This is a genomic window from Synechococcus sp. W55.2 (assembly GCF_047461635.1).
In the GTDB taxonomy this organism is placed as follows: domain Bacteria; phylum Cyanobacteriota; class Cyanobacteriia; order Thermostichales; family Thermostichaceae; genus Thermostichus.
In genome coordinates this window covers 30,611-49,434 of sequence record NZ_JANSHM010000003.1, presented here as the reverse complement: position 1 = coordinate 49,434, position 18,824 = coordinate 30,611, and the positions used below count along the sequence as shown (strand labels likewise).

At 59.6% G+C, this 18,824-nt stretch carries 18 protein-coding genes; 11 read left to right on the top strand and 7 right to left on the bottom strand.

All coding sequences use genetic code 11. The features are described 5' to 3' along the window. Positions 1-273: 273 nt before the first annotated feature. Together NW828_RS01375 and NW828_RS01370 are read left to right on the top strand one after the other, a co-directional pair. A complete protein-coding gene (locus NW828_RS01375; protein ID WP_414380965.1) occupies positions 274-3,201 on the top strand; it encodes a PAS domain S-box protein in 2,928 nt (975 codons plus the stop codon). Next, complete coding sequence (locus NW828_RS01370; RefSeq protein WP_414380964.1) at positions 3,198-4,208, top strand: response regulator; 1,011 nt, start codon at positions 3,198-3,200, stop codon at positions 4,206-4,208. The genes NW828_RS01375 and NW828_RS01370 overlap by 4 nt, the downstream gene beginning before the upstream one ends. Here NW828_RS01370 and NW828_RS01365 read toward each other — a convergent pair whose 3' ends face one another. Further along, positions 4,209-5,375, bottom strand: coding sequence for a septal ring lytic transglycosylase RlpA family protein (locus NW828_RS01365; RefSeq protein WP_414380963.1), 1,167 nt, complete (start codon positions 5,373-5,375; stop codon positions 4,209-4,211). It abuts the gene before it with no gap. A 144-nt stretch (positions 5,376-5,519) separates the two neighbouring features. On the opposite strand from NW828_RS01365, the gene purM reads away from it, so the two are divergent. The 5 genes from purM (at position 5,520) to NW828_RS01340 (ending at position 11,705) form a co-directional block, all read left to right on the top strand. Further along, complete coding sequence (gene purM, locus NW828_RS01360; RefSeq protein WP_414380962.1) at positions 5,520-6,584, top strand: phosphoribosylformylglycinamidine cyclo-ligase; 1,065 nt, start codon at positions 5,520-5,522, stop codon at positions 6,582-6,584. 215 nt (positions 6,585-6,799) lie between these two features. Then, positions 6,800-7,810 (top strand): ABC transporter ATP-binding protein, encoded by a 1,011-nt coding sequence (locus NW828_RS01355; RefSeq protein WP_414380961.1) that lies wholly within the window; start codon positions 6,800-6,802, stop codon positions 7,808-7,810. Continuing rightward, positions 7,807-8,592, top strand: coding sequence for an ABC transporter permease (locus NW828_RS01350; RefSeq protein WP_011433262.1), 786 nt, complete (start codon positions 7,807-7,809; stop codon positions 8,590-8,592). The genes NW828_RS01355 and NW828_RS01350 overlap by 4 nt, the downstream gene beginning before the upstream one ends. 47 nt (positions 8,593-8,639) lie before the next feature. After that, positions 8,640-10,202: a GldG family protein gene (locus NW828_RS01345; protein WP_414380960.1), complete on the top strand. Its 1,563-nt coding sequence runs from the start codon at positions 8,640-8,642 to the stop codon at positions 10,200-10,202. A gap of 18 nt (positions 10,203-10,220) precedes the next feature. Continuing rightward, complete coding sequence (locus tag NW828_RS01340; protein WP_414380959.1) at positions 10,221-11,705, top strand: DUF4340 domain-containing protein; 1,485 nt, start codon at positions 10,221-10,223, stop codon at positions 11,703-11,705. Between the two features lie 4 nt (positions 11,706-11,709). Here NW828_RS01340 and NW828_RS01335 read toward each other — a convergent pair whose 3' ends face one another. The 4 genes from NW828_RS01335 to rpsF all read right to left on the bottom strand — a co-directional run bounded on the left by NW828_RS01335 (position 11,710) and on the right by rpsF (position 13,941). Beyond that, on the bottom strand, positions 11,710-12,243 hold the full coding sequence (locus tag NW828_RS01335; RefSeq protein WP_414343284.1) for a universal stress protein: 534 nt from the start codon (positions 12,241-12,243) through the stop codon (positions 11,710-11,712). A 209-nt stretch (positions 12,244-12,452) separates the two neighbouring features. After that, positions 12,453-13,151: a M14 family zinc carboxypeptidase gene (locus NW828_RS01330; RefSeq protein WP_414380958.1), complete on the bottom strand. Its 699-nt coding sequence runs from the start codon at positions 13,149-13,151 to the stop codon at positions 12,453-12,455. A 27-nt stretch (positions 13,152-13,178) separates the two neighbouring features. Next, positions 13,179-13,577, bottom strand: a complete 399-nt coding sequence (locus NW828_RS01325) for a single-stranded DNA-binding protein (RefSeq protein WP_414380957.1) — start codon at positions 13,575-13,577, stop codon at positions 13,179-13,181. 73 nt (positions 13,578-13,650) lie between these two features. Beyond that, positions 13,651-13,941: a 30S ribosomal protein S6 gene (rpsF, locus tag NW828_RS01320; protein WP_011433268.1), complete on the bottom strand. Its 291-nt coding sequence runs from the start codon at positions 13,939-13,941 to the stop codon at positions 13,651-13,653. A 231-nt stretch (positions 13,942-14,172) separates the two neighbouring features. Here rpsF and NW828_RS01315 point away from each other — a divergent pair, with 231 nt between their 5' ends. From NW828_RS01315 to NW828_RS01300, 4 genes are all read left to right on the top strand, one after another. Beyond that, a complete protein-coding gene (locus tag NW828_RS01315; RefSeq protein WP_414343279.1) occupies positions 14,173-14,418 on the top strand; it encodes an acyl carrier protein in 246 nt (81 codons plus the stop codon). A 45-nt stretch (positions 14,419-14,463) separates the two neighbouring features. Continuing rightward, positions 14,464-15,744, top strand: coding sequence for a beta-ketoacyl-ACP synthase II (gene fabF / locus NW828_RS01310; protein WP_414380956.1), 1,281 nt, complete (start codon positions 14,464-14,466; stop codon positions 15,742-15,744). A gap of 12 nt (positions 15,745-15,756) precedes the next feature. Next, positions 15,757-16,026: a hypothetical protein gene (locus NW828_RS01305; RefSeq protein WP_414380955.1), complete on the top strand. Its 270-nt coding sequence runs from the start codon at positions 15,757-15,759 to the stop codon at positions 16,024-16,026. Positions 16,027-16,103: 77 nt separating this feature from the next. Then, positions 16,104-16,925, top strand: coding sequence for an HAD family hydrolase (locus NW828_RS01300; RefSeq protein WP_414380954.1), 822 nt, complete (start codon positions 16,104-16,106; stop codon positions 16,923-16,925). Here NW828_RS01300 and queA read toward each other — a convergent pair. Further along, positions 16,922-18,100, bottom strand: a complete 1,179-nt coding sequence (queA, locus tag NW828_RS01295) for a tRNA preQ1(34) S-adenosylmethionine ribosyltransferase-isomerase QueA (protein ID WP_414380953.1) — start codon at positions 18,098-18,100, stop codon at positions 16,922-16,924. The genes NW828_RS01300 and queA overlap by 4 nt on opposite strands. Positions 18,101-18,183: 83 nt before the next feature. Next, positions 18,184-18,765 (bottom strand): dCTP deaminase, encoded by a 582-nt coding sequence (gene dcd, locus NW828_RS01290; RefSeq protein WP_414344682.1) that lies wholly within the window; start codon positions 18,763-18,765, stop codon positions 18,184-18,186. Between the last annotated feature and the right edge of the window lie 59 nt (positions 18,766-18,824).

Here is an 18,824-nt window from a genome sequence, read left to right as displayed (position 1 = left end):
GAGTATCGCTAGAGTAGAGTGGGTGCAGAATGGGTGCGCCTGCTCCTTTTCCCTGTGGAAATCAGCCCAACCAGGCACCCCCGATCTGTCGTGATGGACTGGGTTGAGCCAGCTCCTCGGCCAGGTTTTCCCATGTCACCTCCCATTTCTCGCTCGCCAAGATCCGTTGTGCACGGTTTTGCTTTCCCGCGGACTGCTCCCAGGGAAGGGCAGTCCCTTCAAACCGAACTGGGTACAGCGCTGTACCCGCTGTTGCAATTACTGGGTCAACTGTTGAAAGTACCTTTGGTCTATCTAGAACTGGCCCAGCCGGGATCCGATCCCCACTCGCCTTCAAAAGGGATCCTCTACCGGGATCCGCAAGGGATCCCAGCCGGCGAACCCTTCAACCTCAATGCCAGTCCTGGGGCTGAGCAATGGCCTTTTCATGAATCCTTCCTCTTGCAGACTGAGCAGGGGATCCGGTTGGCCGATCTGCACCTGCTTGACTGCCATCCTCGCCAACTGAGTTCCTTTGAACGGGAGCAGATTGACCTCGTTGCCCTCAGCCTGAAGCACATTCTTCTCCAAGCCCAGGAGCATCGGCAAACCCTCGAGCAGCTCCAATCCCAACTGCAGGACAGCCGCAGCACTGCCGCCCGCTACCAGCAGATCTTCGAGAACGCCGTCGAAGGCATTTTTCAAACCACCCTAGAGGGCAAATATCTGGTTGCCAACCCGGCCTTGGCCCATATTTTCGGCTACGAATCCCCTGAGGATTTGATGCACAACGTCTCCGATATTGGCACCCAAATCTATAGCGATCCGGAGCAACGAGCCGAATTCATCCAGCGCATGCTGAGAGAAGGTCAAGTTGTGAATTTTGAACACCAAGTCTGCTGCAAAGATGGCAGGCTAATTTGGATTTCTTTAAATGCCCGTACCATCTACAACGACCAAGGGGATCCCCTCTATTTTGAAGGATTTGTTACTGACATCACAGCATCCCGTCAACTTAAAGAACGACAACAACAATTGGAAGAAGCCCGCCGAGAGAGCGAGCATCGTTTTCTGCAACTGGTAGAGAATACGCAACAACTGTTTTGGATTACAACGGTCTACAGCAAAGAGCTGATCTACGTCAGCCCAGCCTGTGAAGCCATTTGGGGCCGCTCCGCCGAAGAGGCCTACGCCAACCCCCAAGCCTGGATCCGCCAGATCCACCCCGACGACCGCTGGTTGTTCCCCACCATCCTCAAAGCCCAATCGGAGGGCAAATCCACCGATGTTGTCTTCCGCATTTATCACACTGATGGCCGCCTGATTTGGCTGCGAGAACGCACCTTTCCCATCGCCGACAAAGAGGGCAAAATCTATCGGGTGGCAGGGATCGTCGAAGACATCACTGAGTCCAAGCAACTGGAAGCCGAACGGCGTCGTATAGAGCAAGCCTGGCAACAAAGCGCCAACCATTTTCGGCAGATTTTTGAGCTGGCCCCCAATGGAATTGCCCTTGTGGACTTGCAGGGGCGATTTATCCAGGTCAACGATGCCTTTGCCCAGATTGTCGGCTACACCCCCGAAGAATTGAAACATCGGCAACAACTGGACATTCTCCACCCCGAAGATGTCAACCCACTGCTGGGGGCCAATGAGGCTTTGCTGGCAGGGAAGGTCTCTGTCAGCCAGCGCCAGATTCGCTACACCCACCGTTCCGGCCAGGTTGTTCATGTGCTGTTTCAGGCCACCCTGCTCACCGACGAGGAAGGACAGCCCACCCAGTTTCTCAACCAGGTGATCGACATCAGCGCCCGCGTGGAGGCAGAAATTGCCCTCAAAGAAAGTGAAGAACGCTTCCGCCAATCCTTTGAATGGGCCCCCATTGCCAAGGCCATGACCCACGTGGATGGCACCTATTTGCAAATCAACGCCGCTTTTACCGAAACCCTGGGCTACACCCTGGAGGATCTCAAAGGGAAAACCGTCCTCGACATCACCCATCCCGACGACATTGCCACCACTCTGGAAAACAGCAACCGCCTGCTGGCCGGCCAGGTGCATCAGTGCGAACAGGAACAACGCTACATCCACAAGAACGGCCAAATAGTCTATGCCATTCTTCGCATCACCCTGGTGCGCACGGCCCAAGGGGATCCCAGCTACTTTCTAAGCCAGATTTTGGACATTACCGAGCGCAAGCAAGCTGAGGCAGCCCTTCGCCAAAGCGAGCTGAGTTTGCGGGGCATTTTCGAGCAGTCGGCCCTGGGCATTTCCATCGTCGATCATCGGGGCCATTACCTAAAAGTGAACCCCGCTCTGGAAGAGATCTTGGGCTATAGCGCTGCCGAACTGACCCACATGAGCTTCTGCGACCTCACCCATCCAGAAGACATTCAGGAAGATTGGCGCCTTTTCCAGGAGGTTTTGAACGGCCAACGGGATCGCTACCATCTGGAAAAACGCTACATCCACCGCAGCGGAAAGGTGGTTTGGTGCCGCCTGGCGGTCTCTGCAGTCCGGGATCCCGAGGGCAAAAACCTCTTCATCATCGGCATTTGTGAAGACATTACCGAAGAAAAACGGGCAGAGCTGCAGATCCAGGCCGCCCTTCAGGAAAAAGAAGTCCTGCTGCGGGAGATTCACCACCGCGTCAAAAACAATCTGCAAATTATCTCCAGCCTGCTGCGGCTCCAAGCTGACCAGATCAAAAGCCGCAAGTACGCCCGCGTTTTTAAGGATGCCGGCAGCCGTATTCAAGCCATGTCTTTGATCCACGAAGGTTTGTACCAATCCAACAATCTGGCCGCTGTGGATCTCAAGCAGTACCTACACAATTTGATCTCCAACCTCTTTCACTCTTACGGGGTAAACCCCGAGAGCATTCGCGCCAACATCCGCGCCGAAGGGATCCGCCTCAACCTGGACGATGCGGTCTTGTGTGGCCTGATCATCAACGAGTTGGTGACCAACAGCCTCAAGTATGCCTTCCCGAAGGGCCGCAGCGGGGAGATAGAGATTCATTTCAGCCAAACCCGCAAATATACTCAGTTGCGAGTCTCCGACAATGGCGTTGGCTTGCCCCCGAACTTTGACTTCAAGGAAACTCAATCTCTGGGTTTACAACTGGTTGCAACCCTCACCGATCAGCTACAGGGCAAGATACAATTGAGGAGCAAACCGGGTACCACCTTCATCATTACCTTTCCGAGGAGCGAGCCTTGAAGAGAGTTCCACCCCTTGTCAAAGGCAGTATCCTGGTCGTCGAAGACGAGAAGATCATTGCCAAGGACATTGCCAACGTTCTGAAAAAATTCGGCTACGCTGTGCCCGCCATTGCTTCTTCCGGGGAAGAAGCAATCCGAAGGCTGGAAGAGATGCCGGTGGACTTAGTCTTGATGGATATCGTCTTAAAAGGCGATATCGATGGTATAGAAGCCGCCAAGCGGATTACCGAGCGCTTCAACATTCCGGTGGTGCATCTGACGGCCTACGCCGATGAGGACACGCTCTCCCGCGTCAAAGAGACCCGACCCTTTGGCTACATCATCAAACCCTTCAAAGAGCGGGAACTCTACACCACCATCGAAATTGCCCTGCACAACCACCGCCAGAGCCTCGAGAACCGCAAGCTGGAAGAAAAAAGAATCGAAGAGCTGCGGCAAAAACTGCAGCAGCTGCAGCAGTTCTCGGAGGTGAAGGGCACTCTGTTCAAGAAATTCTTGCAGGATCTGAGCGAGCCCCTCTCGAACCTCAGCTTTGCCTTGGGTCTGCTCAAGGATGCCGAGTCGGAGCAGAAGCGGGAGCACTATCTGCAGGTGCTGGAGGATGAGTTTCGCCGTGAGCTGGAGCTGATCCACCAAACCTCTAACCTGGAAAATCTTTTAAACCTGGAAAATGTTGGCCTGTTGAGCCAGTTCAGCCTGCTGCGTCCCCAGGAGCCCAGCCGTAGTCACCGGTTGGAGGAGGAAGCGCCCACCCCTGCAGCCACGGCCCCCCAAGAGTCGGCAGGCTCTGCCCCCACACCCAGCCCCACCGCCGTTACGGCGCCACGGGCACCGCTGCGCCCCCTCAACCAGACTCAGTTGGCGGAACGTTTGGGGGTGGTGGTTTCCGCCATTACCTATTGGAAATTCAAAACCGGGTTTCCGGAGTGGAGCCGCAGCCGGGATCCCGAGGGCATTTCTTGGCGCTATTCCCCCGATTCCAAGCGCTTTTCACCCGTGCCCTAGCTAGCGTTGCACCACTTCCACCCGCACAGGCGCCAGCCCTGAGCGCACCATCCCCAACACCTCTGCCGCCCGCAGGGAAAGGTCGATGATCCGACCGGGAATAAAAGGGCCGCGATCGTTGATGCGCACCACGGCCTGGCGGCCATTTTTCAGGTTGGTCACCCGTACCTCGGTGCCAAAGGGCAGGGTGGGGTGGGCAGCCGTCATCTCATGGCGGGTTGGGTGCAGGTCATACCAAGAAGCAATGCCCTCTTGCACAGGCCCAACCACACGGACGGGGGTGGGTTCCTGCTGAGGGGCTGTTTTCGACTTGGGGCCTGCCATGGTGGCTTTGGCGGTCAGAGCAGCCGGCTGGGGCAGGGCCGGAGCTGCAATGGGCGGGGCATCGAGCAGCAGACGGCGGAGACGGTTGGCGGCCAAAACAGCCACATCCACCGGGCGCTGGTTATCGATCAACAGCACTCCAGCGTCGATGCGCAGCAATTCCTCGCTGTTGGCCCGAATGGTATAGAGAGGAACACCCAGGCCTTGTTCGGCCAATTCCAGATCTGCCCAACCTAAGGTGATGGTGGTGTCTTTCAGGGATCCCTGGGCCATTTGGTTAAGCTGGGCCACAAGGGCGCTGGCCCGCATGAGCGGTGGCTCCAGCCCAGGGTGCTCGACAAAGCTGACAATGGGCAGATCCCGCACATAGACAGTGACCACCTGTCGGCCATCCATCTGATACTCGTAGAGGGTGGAGATGGGCTGGCTGGTTTGCTGCCGTTGCTCGCCGATCTTGAGAATGGGATCCTCTTCCAGGCGGTGCGGGATTGCCTGGCGAGTTCGGTTCAAAGAAGGATCCAAGTTCAGGGTACCCAGTTTGGCAGGGGCAAGACCTTTGTGGTCGGAGATAGAGGTTTGGGGAATTCTCGGCAGCGTTCTGACTGGGGCTGCGGCAGCAGGGAGGGGTTGGGAAGGGGTGGCCGGGGGGGGCAATTTGGATGCAGGTGACAGCTCTGCTGCTCGGGTGTTGGGGGATCCGGTTCGCGTCGAGGCTTGTGCTCGCGAAGTCAAGCCGCCCAACATGCCTACCGGCAAGCCCAAAGCCGTGACACAGAGACAGCTGACCAAGCCCATTTTGCGGGCGGGATCCAGTCCCTGTCCAAGCTGTTTCCAATTTCGCATGAGGCCGCGCTCCTCTCCAATCCTGTACAACTTCCAAGGCGACGGTTAAAACAGAAGTTAATGTACCATAGGTTTCTGAATTGACCAGTTTGCACAGTCGGGCACAAAAGCCCAAGTCTTGATAGCATAAGGGGTTTCGGCATCTTGGACTACCGCTCAGCAGGGGTTGACATCGATCTGGGCCAGGCCTTTGTCAGGGGGATCCGCGAGCGCGTTGAACGGATTCAAGTTCCGTCTTCAGGTTCTTCAGAAACCTTGGGTGGCATCGGCGGCTTTGCCGGCCTGTTTGAGCTGCCGACAGGGTATCAAGCGCCGGTGTTGGTGGCGGGCACCGATGGGGTGGGGACAAAGCTGGACATTGCCCAGCAGTGGGGTCAGCACCAGGGGGTGGGCGTCGATCTGGTGGCGATGTGCGTCAACGACGTGCTGACGGTGGGGGCCCGGCCGCTGTTTTTCTTGGACTATGTGGCCACTGGCAAGCTGGAGCCAGAAGCCCTGTGGCAGGTGATCGATGGCATCTTGGCGGGCTGCCAGGAAGCGGGCTGCCAACTGCTGGGCGGGGAAACGGCGGAGATGCCGGGGTTTTATCCCCCTGGGAAGTACGACCTGGCCGGGTTTTGTGTGGGAATTGTGGAGAAGGCGGCCATTCTGGATGGGTCGCGGGTACAGCTTGGGGATCGGTTGTTGGCTTTGCCCAGCAGCGGCCTACACAGCAACGGCTACAGCTTGGTGCGGCGGATTGTGGCCGACCGGGGTTGGCGCTGGGATCACCGGCCTCCCGGCTGGGATCGGCCTTTGGCGGAAGTATTCCTCACCCCCACCCGCATCTACGTGCAGGCGGTGCAGCGGCTGCAGGCAGCAGGGATCGCCATCCACGGCATGGCCCACATCACTGGCGGCGGGATCCCGGAAAACTTGCCCCGCTGTTTGGCCCCCAACCAGGCGGCGCGGCTGCAGCCCCATAGCTGGCCCATCCCACAGGAGTTTCTCTGGCTCCAAGAACAGGGCCAGGTGGAGACCTTGGAGATGTTCCGCACCTTCAACCTGGGGGTGGGCTATGTGCTGGTGATCCCCCCTGAGGCGGAAAATCAGGTGAGATCCCTGCTCCCCGAAGCCTTCCCCATTGGGGAGGTGGTGGCGGCCTGTCCAGGGGAAAGCCGCGTTCTGGGACTGGAACAGTGGGGATCCCTCACAAGCCCTGCCGACTAGCCAACCGATGGATCCCCACCAAAAGGGGGAAAGGGATCCCAGTTCCCTCGACTCATCCTCGCCGTCGCTATGCTAAGTTGGCATGTGGCCTCAGCGCTGTTGCCCGCCTTCTTGCCCGAGCCTGCTTCCCGACATTTGTCCTCTTTGGGAATAGGGGTAACTCGGCCTTGGACCGTTTGCTAATCGCTGCTGACCCTCTAGGTTAGGAGTTGCTGATGACAGGTTTACCCACTGCTCGTGCAACCGCGGGTGCCATCGAAGTTGAGCATCTGAGCAAAACCTACGGCAGCTTCATTGCCATCCGCGATGTTTCCTTCCAGGTGAACGCCGGCGAGATCATGGGTTTTTTGGGGCCGAATGGGGCTGGCAAGACCACTTCCATGCGCATTTTGGCCGGGTATCTGCCTGCCAGCGAGGGGACGGCGCGGGTGGCCGGGTTTGATGTTCACGAAAACTCGATGGCGGTGCGGCAGCGCATTGGCTATCTGCCGGAAAACCCACCCCTCTACCCCGACATGACGGTGGAGGCGTACCTGCACTTTGTGGCCCAGATCAAGCGGGTCAGCGCTGGCGATCGGCCCAGGCGGGTGGACGAGGCGATCCGGCGGTGCAGCCTGGAAGAAAAGCGCCACACCCTCATCCGCAAGCTCTCCAAGGGATTTAAGCAGCGGGTGGGCATCGCCCAAGCCCTGGTTCACGACCCGCCGGTGATCATCCTGGATGAGCCCACCATTGGGCTGGATCCCAAGCAGATTATCGAGGTGCGCAAGCTCATCAAGAGCCTGGCGGGGGAGCACACCATCATCCTCTCCACCCACATCCTGCCCGAGGTGAGCATGACCTGCGACCGAGTGGTGATCATCAACCGCGGCCAGGTGGCGGCCATTGGCACGCCTGCCGAGCTGACAGCCCAGCTCCAGGATCGGCAGCAGGCAAAGCTGGTGGTGGGGGCAACCGAGGCAATGGCCATCCGGACGGCCCTGCAGCCTTTGCCCCAAGTGGAGGTGGTGAGCCTACAGCCCTTGGCGGCGGATCCCTCCCGCTGGCAGGTGCAGCTCAAGAGCAACGCTGCCGCGGACGGCTGGATCCCGGAGGTGGCCAGGGTGCTGGTGCAGGCAGGGATCGACCTCTACGAGATAGGCCGCCCGCAGGCTTCTTTGGAAGAGATTTTCCTGCAGCTCACTACGCAAGAGGGATCTGAGGGCGCATTGGAGGAAGCGGCATGAACGGAGTGGTTGCCATTTTTCGCAAAGAGCTGCGCGGCTACTTCACCTCCCCCATTGCCTATGTGGTGGCCGCGGTGTTTTGGGGACTGGCGGGGTTTTTCTTCTTTAATATTCTGGTGCGGGTGATCAGCTTTTCTCAGCAGGTGGATCTTTTCGCCCAGTTCGGCCAGGAGAACAATTTCGACGCGGCCACCATCCTGTCACAGCAGTTTCTCAACCTCTTGGGCACCCTCTCCTTATTTCTATTGCCCATCTTCACCATGAGCTCCTATGCCGAGGAGCGGCGGCGGGGCACCATGGAGCTGCTGGCTACTTCTCCCATCACCAACTTGGAGGTGGCCCTGGGCAAATGGTTGGCGGTCTGGGTGTTTTTCATCACGCTGCTGCTGCCGCCGCTGGTCTACCATGTGCTGGTGCTGAGCAGCGCCAACCCGGCAGTGGACTACCGCCTGACCCTGATGGGTTATGTGGGCCTAACTCTGCTGGCGGGTAGCGTTATGGCCTTGGGGTTGTTTATCTCTTCTCTGACAGACAGCACGCTCATCGCGGCGGTGGCCACCTTTGGCCTGATCCTGCTGCTCTGGGTGATCGACGCGGCAGCCGGCCAGGAGGAGAACTGGATTGCCGCGACGCTGCGGCATGTGTCTTTGCTGCAGCAATATAGCAACTGGGTGCAAGGGATCCTCAGCAGCAGCAGCCTCATTCTTTTCTTGAGCATCATCGTCCTGGGGCTGTTTGCCACGGTGCAATCGGTGGAAAGCCTGCGCTGGCAACAGAGCTAGGGTCAGATGGGAGGAGTGCGGTGTTTGCGGCAGCGGTGCGGAGCATTATGAAGGACTGGCGCGCGTTATTGGACTGGACAGGGATCCTGGGCATTGGCGTCATCGCCATCGGCCTGGTGGTGGGATCCGCCTTTACCGGTTGGACGGCTGTGCCCCTGAGCATGCTGGCAACAGGTTTGGCCCTGCTGGTGGCTTGGGGCATCACCCACCGGCAGGAGGTGGGGGTCTTCCTCGGTTTGCGTTCCACCCAGACCAACGCCAACATCCTGGTGGCGGCGGCGGCGATGGCCGTCATTCTAGTGCTGGTGAATGTGGTGGCGGTGCGCTACGACCTGCGGCTGGATCTCACCGAGGAGGGTCTGTTTACCCTCTCGCCCCAAACCCGGCAATTGGTGCAGGGATTGGCGCAACCGGTCAAAGTTTGGGTGGTCACCACTGCGCCGGATCCCAATCTGCGGGAACAACTGGAGCGCTATCGCCGCCTTAACCCCAACCGCTTTCAGTTTGAGTTTGTGGATCCCAATCGGGATCCCCTGACCATTCAGCGGCTGCAGGTGACCCAGAACAACACCCTGGTGGTGGAGGCCGGAGAAAGCCGGCAACAACTGCCTCAGCCCCCTGCCCCTGATCTGGAGAGCAAACTGACCCCCGTCCTGTCCAAAGTGGTCAACCGAGGGGAGTTGCTGGCCTATTTCGTGCAAGGGCACGGGGAAGTGGGGCTGGAAGCGAGGGAAGGTACTCCAACTCTGGCCCAGGCGGCGGCAGCCCTGGGTCAGGAAGGCTATCGGGTAGAGCCCCTCAACTTGGTGCAATCGGGGATCCCAGAAGAGGCGGATGTCCTGGTGCTGGCGGGGCCACAGCGGGCTTTGTTCCCCGGCGAGGTGGAGAAACTGCAGGATTACCTGGCCGAGGGAGGACGGCTGCTGTTGCTGATCGGGCCACGGGTGGATGCCGGCCTGGATCCCTTGCTGGAAGAGTGGGGCGTGGTCTTGGGGGATGACATCCTCATTGAGGTGAGCAGCGTCAGCCAACTGTTGGGGACAGGGCCGGCGGTTGCCCTGGTTACTACCTACGGGGATCACCCCATCACCGCCCCCTTGGCGGCCCAGCGGCTAATGACCCTGTTCCCCCTGGCCCGCTCTGTGGAAACCGAAGCCCGCGAAGGGATCCAAGCCACGCCCCTACTGCGCACCAACCCGCAAAGCTGGGGGGAGACCAGTCCTGACCTGGAAAGTGGCCCCCTGCAGTTCGATCCGGAGCAGGACAAGCCTGGCCCCCTTACCCTGGGCGTTGCTTTAACCCGCCGTCTGGACACCGACCCAGAACAGGGCTCGGGATCCCGGCAGGAGGCCCGCCTGGTGGTGATCGGCAATGTCAACTTTGCCCTCAACGGCAACTTGCGGCAGCAGGGCAACCGGGATCTCTTCTTGAACACCCTCAACTGGCTGACTGAGCAAACGGAGCAGATCTCCATCCGCCCCAAATCCATCACGGATCGCCGTCTCACCCTGACCGGTCAAAACTTCCGCTGGCTGGTGTTGGGATCGACGGTCCTTTTGCCCTTGGCGGCCCTGGGTTCCGGAGCTGCCCTGTGGTGGCAAAGACGGTAGAGCTGGAGGAAAGCAGGCATGTTCAAGCGAACCACCTGGATTCTCCTGGGTTTGGCGGTGGCCTGTTTGCTGGGCTACTTCCTCTTGGACAACATCCGGCAACTGCGTCAGGAGCAACAGGCGGAGCGAGCGCGGCTGTTCCACTTTGCCACCGACACCATCGCCCGCATTGAAATCCGCCAACAGAAAGAGGGGGAATCCGTTCGCGGCAGCGGTGCGGAGTACTTGGAAATCCTTTTGGAGCGCAATCCAGAAGAAGAGGGATCCCACTGGCGGATCGTCGGTCCCATCCAGTCGGCGGCGCTGGACTTCCCCATTGAGCAGTTGCTCAACACCTTCTCCCGCCTCACTCCCCAAATCACCCTAGAGGGGGCCACCGACCTAGCCGCTTTTGGCCTGGATCAGCCGCGACACCAAATTGCCCTTTTCCCCAAAGAAGGGGATCCCTACCGCCTGGCCATCGGCAACGACAACTTCGACGGCTCTGGCTTCTACGCCCAGCCCGAAGGGGGACAGGTGGTGCTTCTAAGCAGTGCCCAGAAGGGATCCCTGTTGCCCTCTCTCTTGGCTTTGCGGGACAAGACTTTGCTTCAGTTTGATACAGCCGAGGTGAAAGCCCTGCAAGTGCAGTTGGCAGAGGCGGAGCCGGAAGTTGTTCGCCTGCAGCGGCAAGACGTTCGCGCCAGCGGTGCGGAGCACTTTACTTGGCAGATTGTCCAGCCCCGCGAGCTGCCTGCCGATGACCTCAACGTCGATCGTCTGCTCAATACTTTGTCTCGCCTGCAAGCCGTGGAGTTCCCCGCCGAGACCAAAGACGAGCTCGCCCCCTATGGCCTGGAGCAGCCTTCCGCCCGGCTGACGGTAGAGCTGGAGGAGGGCAAAACCCTGAAGGTCGCTTTGGGATCGGAGAAAGATGGCCAGGTGTACGTCATCACCTCTGAGCACCCGGCAGTAGCCACCCTGCTCACCTCCACCGCCGATATTCTCCGCTCCGACTTGGAAGAGCTGCGGGATCACCGCATTGCCCGCCTCAACGCCAACCAAGTGGGCCAAGTCACCTTAGAATCCCAAGGGGAAAAGGTCACCCTCACCCCTCGGCCTTCAGAGAAGGGATCCTTGGAGCTGCGCTGGGAAAACCTGGAGCGACCGGGCCAGCCTGTGGATCTCGGCTCTCTGTTCTCCAGCCTAAATGCTGCCCGCGCCAAGGAGTTTGTGGAACAGGCCGACGCGGAAGCCCAAAGGGTGTTGTCTGAGCCCGACCTACGGCTGACCTTTGAGCCCAAGCCTGACGCCGAGCAGGATCCCTTGGCCCTGAGCTTGGCCTCCTCTGGCTTGCGGGCCTATGTGCAAAGCAGCCGCCAGCCGGACATTGCCGTGATCGAGCTGAGCACCTTCAACAGCCTGGAAACCGAAGTGAATCGCCTCTTGGAAGGCCAGCCGGAGAGCAAGGACTCCGCCCCACTCACGCAACCGCCTTCCACCCCCTCGCCCCCGAGTTCCTAGAGCCTTAGCCAGCAGAGGTAGCTGTCTTCTCCTCCGCGGTTTGGGTTGCTTTTTTCAGGGCTTCCCCTTGTATCGTCAACACCGAGCAGGGGGCGCGGTGCAGCACGTAGTTGCTGACGCTGCCCAGAAACAGCTCGCTCAGGCCGGAGTGGCCGCGGCGGCCCACCACCACCAAGTCCGCATCCCAAGAGCGGGCCAGATCGCAGATGACCCGACCGGGGTTGCCGTAGTTGAGGGTGTACTCAGCGCGGATCCCGTGCTCAGCCGCTTTCTCCACCAGCGAGCGCAGGTAGTCCATCTGGTTTTGCTCGAAGATGGCACATTGCTCCCGGTAGGACTGCCACAGCTCGGCGCTGATGGTGGAGCTGTAATCTACCCCCAGGATCATCGGCGGCTCTGGGGCGCCCGGCTCTTCCTGAGACAGAACATGGAGAATCATCATCTGGGCCTGCATGGCCTTGGCCACTTGGACGGCCTTTTGAAATACTCCCTGGCTCAGCTCCGACCGATCCACTGCCACCAAAATCCTGCTGAACATATCGGCTTCCTCCAGATGGCTAACAGCGGGGCACAAGGCAGAAGCAGCGTGACTTCGGGGTTGACCTCTGACCCCTTTTCCCTCGACTCCAAGCTCCCCTCTGCTCTGCCCCACCTATCTGTGTTGTAGAAGATTTGGGCGAGAAAACCCCAGATATCTTGAACGAACTAGGCAGATTGGCAACGAAAGTTCAGAGATCTTGACACCGGTCAGAAGGCATCGCCTTGGGCTGCCCACTCCAACACCGCCTGCAGCGCCTCGGCCTGCTCTTGCCAGACTTGATCGAGGGGAGTGCCCCGCAGGATTTCCAGCGTTAGGGTTGGGATCCGCCGTTCCTGCCCTGCCCAAGTGCCCAGAGAACCAGGGGTAGGGTAGCCAATGTCGGCGGTAATGGGCAAGCCGTTGCAAGCGGCCATCACCTGGGCCAGCTCAAGGGCAGGGCCGTTGTAGTTCACACAGGGGTGTGCCTGACAGGAGTGGGCAGAAAGGATAAATTGGGGCCTCATCTGGGCCAAGCCCTCCAACAACGCCTGCGTCTCGGGCTCGGAGCCTGGGGCTGCTCCGGGCGGATAGCGAGCTTCCAAAGAGGCCGGGATCCAATCTTGGGTGGGCAGATTGCGGTTGAGATCCACACCGTTGGCATTGAGACGTTGCCCAAGGGCACAGCCATCCGGGTTCAAGCGAGGGATTGCCCATAGGGTCGCTTTCCCGGCCAGGGATCCCCATCTCCCCGAGGCCACATAGCGCTCGATCAGAGTGTATCCTTCCACCTCGTCCCCGTGTACTCCGCCGATCAGCAGCAAGGAGCGAATCCCTTGGGTGAGCTGCCAAAGGTGAATAGGACGTCCCTGCACCGAGTAGCCGATGACCTGCAGGGATCCCAAGAGCTCGCCAAGTTTTTGAGACATGGGGGATCCCGACAAATCTCACAACCTCTAGAACGGGATATCGTTGGGATCTGGTGGGGAAGGGACATCCCCTTCAGAGGATTCCCCAGTTGCCGGTTCACCCATCCCCGTCAGAGAGAGGACGCGAGCGGATCCCAGCTGATGGACACGGCGCGCGGTGATCTCGGCCAGCTTTTCCTTGCGCCCATCTCGCTCCACCACATTCATGTGCAGTTGGCCTTCCACTGTGATTTGGTCGCCCACATGGCAGGTGTCCACCACCCTTTTGGCCAGTTCTCCAAAAGAGGAAACGCGCACCCGGTAGGGCGGCTCATCCGGGCGCAAGCTGGGAAAGCCAATCACCAAGGACGCAACAGCTAAGTTATCAGGGGTGTAGCGCAGCTCTGGCTCAGACAGAACCTCGCCCATCAACACAATCGAGTTCATAACGGAGCCATCCAGGGATAAGGGGCAGCTCAGGGCACTTCCATCATGCCCGCAGGCCAGGATGCCGTCAAACCTAGCCGACGCGGAGAGTCATGTGGCGCAGCACACTCTCGTTGATGCGCAGGTTTTTCTCCCAGGCAGCCACCGCATTGGGTTCGGCTTCGTAGTTGAACTGGATGTACAGACCCTCCTTGAACTTTTTCATCTCAAACCCGGCAAAGCGGCGCTTGCCCCTATTGGTAATCTCCACGTGGGTTACTCCGTTCTCTCGCAGGATTGCCTCCTGACTGCTGAGCAGTTGTTCGAGGGGTTCATCTGACAGATCAGGACGCACAATCAGCATCGTTTCGTAAGCGCGGGGCATGGAAGCAAGTTCTCCTTAGAATCCAGTGGTAGAGACGCAGTGGACTATACTAGCTTTTCTTTCCCACAACCGAAAAGGCTGCCGCCCAATTCCCATACCCTGGCCGCAGCAGCCAATGCAGGTGAGGCTGCTCACAAGAGGGGATCCATTGTCCGATACAATAGGGATTGCTTCATTGGCCGCTGGTTGGCCCGGCCAAGACACGCTGAATCGAGAGTTGGGATTCCAAGCATGAGCGCAGACGAAGTTTACAGCCGTGTTCGTAAGATCGTGTCCGATCAACTGGGCGTGGAAGATGACAAAGTGACCCCAGAAGCCAATTTCCAGAACGACCTGGGGGCCGACAGCCTTGATACGGTGGAGCTGGTCATGGCTTTTGAAGAGGAATTCGACCTGGAGATCCCCGATGAAGATGCAGAAAGGATCGCCACCGTGCAAGACGCTGTCAACTACATCCTCTCGAAGAAAGCTGCCTAGTCTGCCCCCAGTTCTGACTCTATACCCCCGGGCTAACACCGGACGATGGCTACCACAGATCCCGCCACTGCTCTCAGGCCAACCCGCCGCGTTGTGATTACGGGGCTGGGCGCGGTCACCCCCATTGGCAACTCTCCTGCCGAGTTTTGGCAGAGCTTGCTGGCAGGGCGCTGCGGCATTGGGCCGATTACCCATTTTGATGCCTCCCGCCACGATTGCCGTATTGCCGGAGAGGTGAAGGGATTTGATCCCCTCGACTACTTGGATCGCAAGGATGTCAAGCGCACCGACCGCTTTGTGCACCTGGCGATGGCGGCCACCCGGCAAGCCTTGGAGGACGCTGACTTTCGCATCACCGCTCTCAACGCTGAGCAAGTGGGGGTGATCTTGGGCACCGGCATCGGCGGCATCCGCGTCTTGGAAGAGCAGCAGACCATCTATCTGCAGAAAGGGCCGGATCGCTGTAGCCCCTTCATGGTGCCCATGATGATTGCCAACATGGCTGCGGGTCACCTGGCCATTCATTTTGGCGCCAAAGGCCCCAATTCCTGCACAGTTACGGCCTGTGCCTCTGGCTCCAACGCCATTGGCGATGCCTTTCGGCTCATCCAGAGGGGAGAGGTGCAAGCGGCGATTACAGGTGGCACGGAAGCGGCGGTTACCCCTTTGTCCATGGCGGGGTTCAGTGCCATGAAGGCCCTTTCCACCCGCAACGACGCCCCGGAGCAAGCCTGTAGGCCCTTCGATCGGGATCGGGATGGCTTTGTCATGGGGGAAGGAGCAGGGATCCTGGTGCTGGAGGAGTTGGAGCACGCCCGCGCCCGCGGGGCCAAGATCTATGCGGAGATAGTCGGCTATGGCCTCACCTGCGATGCCCACCACATGACCAACCCTGCCCCCGGCGGCGAGGGAGCGGCCCGGGCGATGCGGCTGGCCCTCAAGGATGCCGGGCTTCAGCCTGGGGATGTGCAACACATCAATGCCCATGCCACCAGCACCCCTGTAGGGGATATCGCCGAGGTCCAGGCCATCAAGTCGGTCTTTGGCGAGCATGCCCCCCGTTTGGCCATCAGCGCCACCAAGTCCATGACCGGCCACCTGTTGGGGGGAGCGGGCGGCATTGCCACGGTGGCCACAGCTTTGGCCATCCACCACGGCTGGGTTCCTCCCACCCTCAACTTGGACAACCCCGATCCCGAGTGCGAAGGGCTGGATTTTGTCCCCCACAAGGGGCGGCAGATGGCTGTTGAGGCCGCTTTGGTGAATGCCTTTGGGTTTGGTGGGCACAACGTCACGCTGGCCTTGCGCCGCTACTCTCCCGCTTGAAGGGCTTGGCCTATGTCTTCTCCCGAAAGTTCGTCGCCCTCAGTTCGTCAACAAGCCTTGGCCGCTTTGACGGCGGAGCTGGCGCAGCAGGGTCACCCGCCCGAATATGCTCAGCACATGGCGGCGGCGGTTATTTTTCAAGCGGATTTGGATCTGTGTGCAGCTCAATTGGCGCGGGTGCTCAGTTGGCTGAAGCAAAACCATCCTGAACTCTATCCAGAGGCGGTGCAATTGGTGGACGCCACTCGGGAAGAGTTCGAGCGTCGCGTTCAAAATGGATAGACAAGCCATCTGCTGTGATCTGAAGCAGGGATCCGGCAGTTGGGTTGCGGTCGTTAGCAGAGGGTGATGTCCCCCCTATGGGACTGCAAGGGGTGATCTTGAGCTGGAGTGGAGTGGTGGCCGATGACGAGAACTTGCACCTACAGGCCATCAACCAACTGCTGGTGGAAGAGAACCTGCGCCCCTGGAACCTGTGCTGGCCGAAGTCGGGATCCCCTGGGCAGCGGGAGCTTTACCGGCTGCAATACCTGGGCCGACCGGATCGAGAGCGCCTGCCGGCTCTGTGGGGGGATCAAGGGCGGGTGCTCAGCCCCAAACAACTGGAAGAGCTGCTGAAACGCAAGGCCCTATACTACCGACAGGCTTTGCAGGGGCAGAGGGAATTGCCTCTCATTCCCGGTTTGGCGGAAACTTTGGAGACGCTGGAGCGGCTGCAACTGAAGGTCGGCCTGCTGTGTGGCCAAGGGGCAGCCGAGGTGACCGCTTTTCTGGAGCGTTTCCAGTCCTGTTGCCCGGCCCTGATACAGTTGACCGATGGGGGATCCTACCGAGTGACGGGGGATGATGCAGGCCCAATGCTTTCCCCAGGACACTTGCACCGCCTGCTTTTGCAGCGGATGGAATTGCCTGCCCAGGAGTGCTTGAGCATTGAGGCCACCTACCCCGGCATTCAGGCAGCCCGTTCGGCAGGGATCCCGGTGCTGGCTCTGGCCACCTTCTTTCCTCTGCACATGCTGCAGCGGCGGGCCAATTGGGCGGTGGACGGCTACCATCAGGTGGAATGGGATCGCATCCGGAACTGGTTTGCCGGCGGGCAAAACCGTCCTTCGACCCCAGTTGAAGCAGAAGCGGAGGCCGGTTCCTTCAAGGGATCCCAGGGAGGTCAGCCCCAGCCCTAGGGCAGGATCAGCATGCCATCCCCAAAGGAATAGAAGCGATACCCCTGGTCGACGGCCTCTCGGTAGAGATCCAGCAGCCTTTGCCGCCCGATCAGCGCAGCCACCAGCATCATCAGGCTGGAGCGGGGCAGATGAAAATTGGTGACCAGTCCTTGAATCACCCGCCAGGAGTAGCCGGGGTAGATGAATAGATCGCTTTTCCCCTGCCAAGGCTGCAAGGTGCCAGAGGCTGCCGCGGTTTCCAAAGAGCGCACCACAGTCGTTCCCACCGCGATCACCCGCCCCCCTCGGGCTTGGGCTTTTTGGATGGCTGCTACCGTTGTTGCCGGCACCTTGAGCCACTCGCTGTGGAGACGATGTTCGGTTACCCGCTCCGCCTCCACCGGTCGGAAGGTACCCAGGCCGATGTTCAGGGTGATGTAGGCGGTTTGGATCCCTTTTTGGGCCAGCCGCTCCAGCAGCTCCTGGGTAAAGTGCAGCCCTGCCGTGGGAGCAGCCACCGAGCCGGGGTGTTTGGCCCAGAGGGTTTGGTAGTCTTGAGGGCGAACTTGTCCTGAGCCCGGGGATCCGGAAGCCTTGATGTAGGGAGGAAGCGGGATCCGGCCCACCTGTTCCAGGATTTCCTCAAAAGGTTGCGCCCCTTCCCACTCAAACTGCACCACTCGCCCGCCGGTTTCCAGATCCAAAGCCAGAACGGTGGCCCTCAGCCCAGAGGGGGATCCCTGCTTGCTCCAAAAACCAATCCGATCCCCCACCTTCACCCGTTTGCCCGGCCTGACCAAAACCCGCCAGCTCCACGCCTGATCCGGCAGAGGTTGGGCGGCGGCAGGGATCCCTTCCAGGCAAGGCTCCAGCAGCAACACTTCGACCCGCGCCCCAGAGGGTTCCTTAGCCCCGAACAGGCGGGCCGGGATCACCTTGGTATCGTTGAGAACCAGCAGATCCCCTTCCTGCAGGTAGTCAGGCAGATGGCAGAAGCGGCGATGCTCGTGCCTATCCGGGTACACCACCAGCATCCGCGCCTGATCCCTGGGCTCCACCGGCGTTTGCGCAATCTGGTCTGGAGGGAGAGTGTAATCGTAGGAAGCTGTAAGCAGATCGGGATTGGACTCCCTATCGCCCAAAGGCTCAGCCTCACCGGGGGGAGCGGCAGCAGGCGAAAAAGAGTCAGGCATGGAGATGAATCAAGATGGGGTTCTACGTGGATCCAGCATAGCCAACCGGATCCCGCCAACCCTCTCCCTTTTGAGGGAAGCAGCTAAACCCTGGCCACCACCACCTGCTGCGGCTGATCCTGATACTTGCCGGCGCGGTCGGCGTAGGTCACTTGGCAGGGATCCCCTTCCAGAAACAGAAGCTGGACCACCCCTTCGTTGGCGTACACACGGCAGTCGGCGCTGGAGGCGTTGGAAAACTCCAGAGTGAGATAGCCCCGCCATCCCGCTTCAGCCGGCGTCAGGTTGGCAATCAGACCCACCCTGGCATAGGAAGATTTGCCAATGCAGATCACGGTAATGTTATCCGGGACTTGCAGCCGTTCCAAGGACACCCCCAACCCATAGGAATGGGCCGGGATGATAAAGTAATCCCCCATCTCGTCGTGGTGCAGCTCCACCGCTTCCAGATTCTTGGGGTTAAACCGTTTGGGATCCACCACTGTGCCGGGCACATGGCGAAAGATCTTGAACTCCACCGGCGACAGGCGGATGTCGTAGCCGTAGGAGGACAGCCCGTAACTCAAAACAGGCCGAGACTCAACAGCGCGCACCAGCTCAGGACAGAAGGGCTCAATCATCCCTCGCCGCGCTTGCTCACAGATCCAGCGGTCGTTTTTCAACATGGCTACAGCCGGCTTCCTGGAGAGTGAGGGCACATCTGGTGGACAAGCTCCAGTCTTAT

Excerpts from the sequence above, each read along its gene's own strand:
- NW828_RS01355 (WP_414380961.1), top strand. The coding sequence starts at position 6,800 with ATGACAGGTTTACCCACTGCTCGTGCAACCGCGGGTGCCATCGAAGTT.
- fabF (WP_414380956.1), top strand. The coding sequence starts at position 14,464 with ATGGCTACCACAGATCCCGCCACTGCTCTCAGGCCAACCCGCCGCGTT.
- NW828_RS01340 (WP_414380959.1), top strand. The coding sequence starts at position 10,221 with ATGTTCAAGCGAACCACCTGGATTCTCCTGGGTTTGGCGGTGGCCTGT.
- NW828_RS01335 (WP_414343284.1), bottom strand. The coding sequence starts at position 12,243 with ATGTTCAGCAGGATTTTGGTGGCAGTGGATCGGTCGGAGCTGAGCCAG.
- NW828_RS01315 (WP_414343279.1), top strand. The coding sequence starts at position 14,173 with ATGAGCGCAGACGAAGTTTACAGCCGTGTTCGTAAGATCGTGTCCGAT.
- rpsF (WP_011433268.1), bottom strand. The coding sequence starts at position 13,941 with ATGCCCCGCGCTTACGAAACGATGCTGATTGTGCGTCCTGATCTGTCA.
- NW828_RS01350 (WP_011433262.1), top strand. The coding sequence starts at position 7,807 with ATGAACGGAGTGGTTGCCATTTTTCGCAAAGAGCTGCGCGGCTACTTC.
- NW828_RS01300 (WP_414380954.1), top strand. The coding sequence starts at position 16,104 with ATGGGACTGCAAGGGGTGATCTTGAGCTGGAGTGGAGTGGTGGCCGAT.
- dcd (WP_414344682.1), bottom strand. The coding sequence starts at position 18,765 with ATGTTGAAAAACGACCGCTGGATCTGTGAGCAAGCGCGGCGAGGGATG.
- NW828_RS01325 (WP_414380957.1), bottom strand. The coding sequence starts at position 13,577 with ATGAACTCGATTGTGTTGATGGGCGAGGTTCTGTCTGAGCCAGAGCTG.
- NW828_RS01305 (WP_414380955.1), top strand. The coding sequence starts at position 15,757 with ATGTCTTCTCCCGAAAGTTCGTCGCCCTCAGTTCGTCAACAAGCCTTG.
- NW828_RS01345 (WP_414380960.1), top strand. The coding sequence starts at position 8,640 with ATGAAGGACTGGCGCGCGTTATTGGACTGGACAGGGATCCTGGGCATT.
- queA (WP_414380953.1), bottom strand. The coding sequence starts at position 18,100 with ATGCCTGACTCTTTTTCGCCTGCTGCCGCTCCCCCCGGTGAGGCTGAG.
- NW828_RS01365 (WP_414380963.1), bottom strand. The coding sequence starts at position 5,375 with ATGCGAAATTGGAAACAGCTTGGACAGGGACTGGATCCCGCCCGCAAA.
- NW828_RS01330 (WP_414380958.1), bottom strand. The coding sequence starts at position 13,151 with ATGTCTCAAAAACTTGGCGAGCTCTTGGGATCCCTGCAGGTCATCGGC.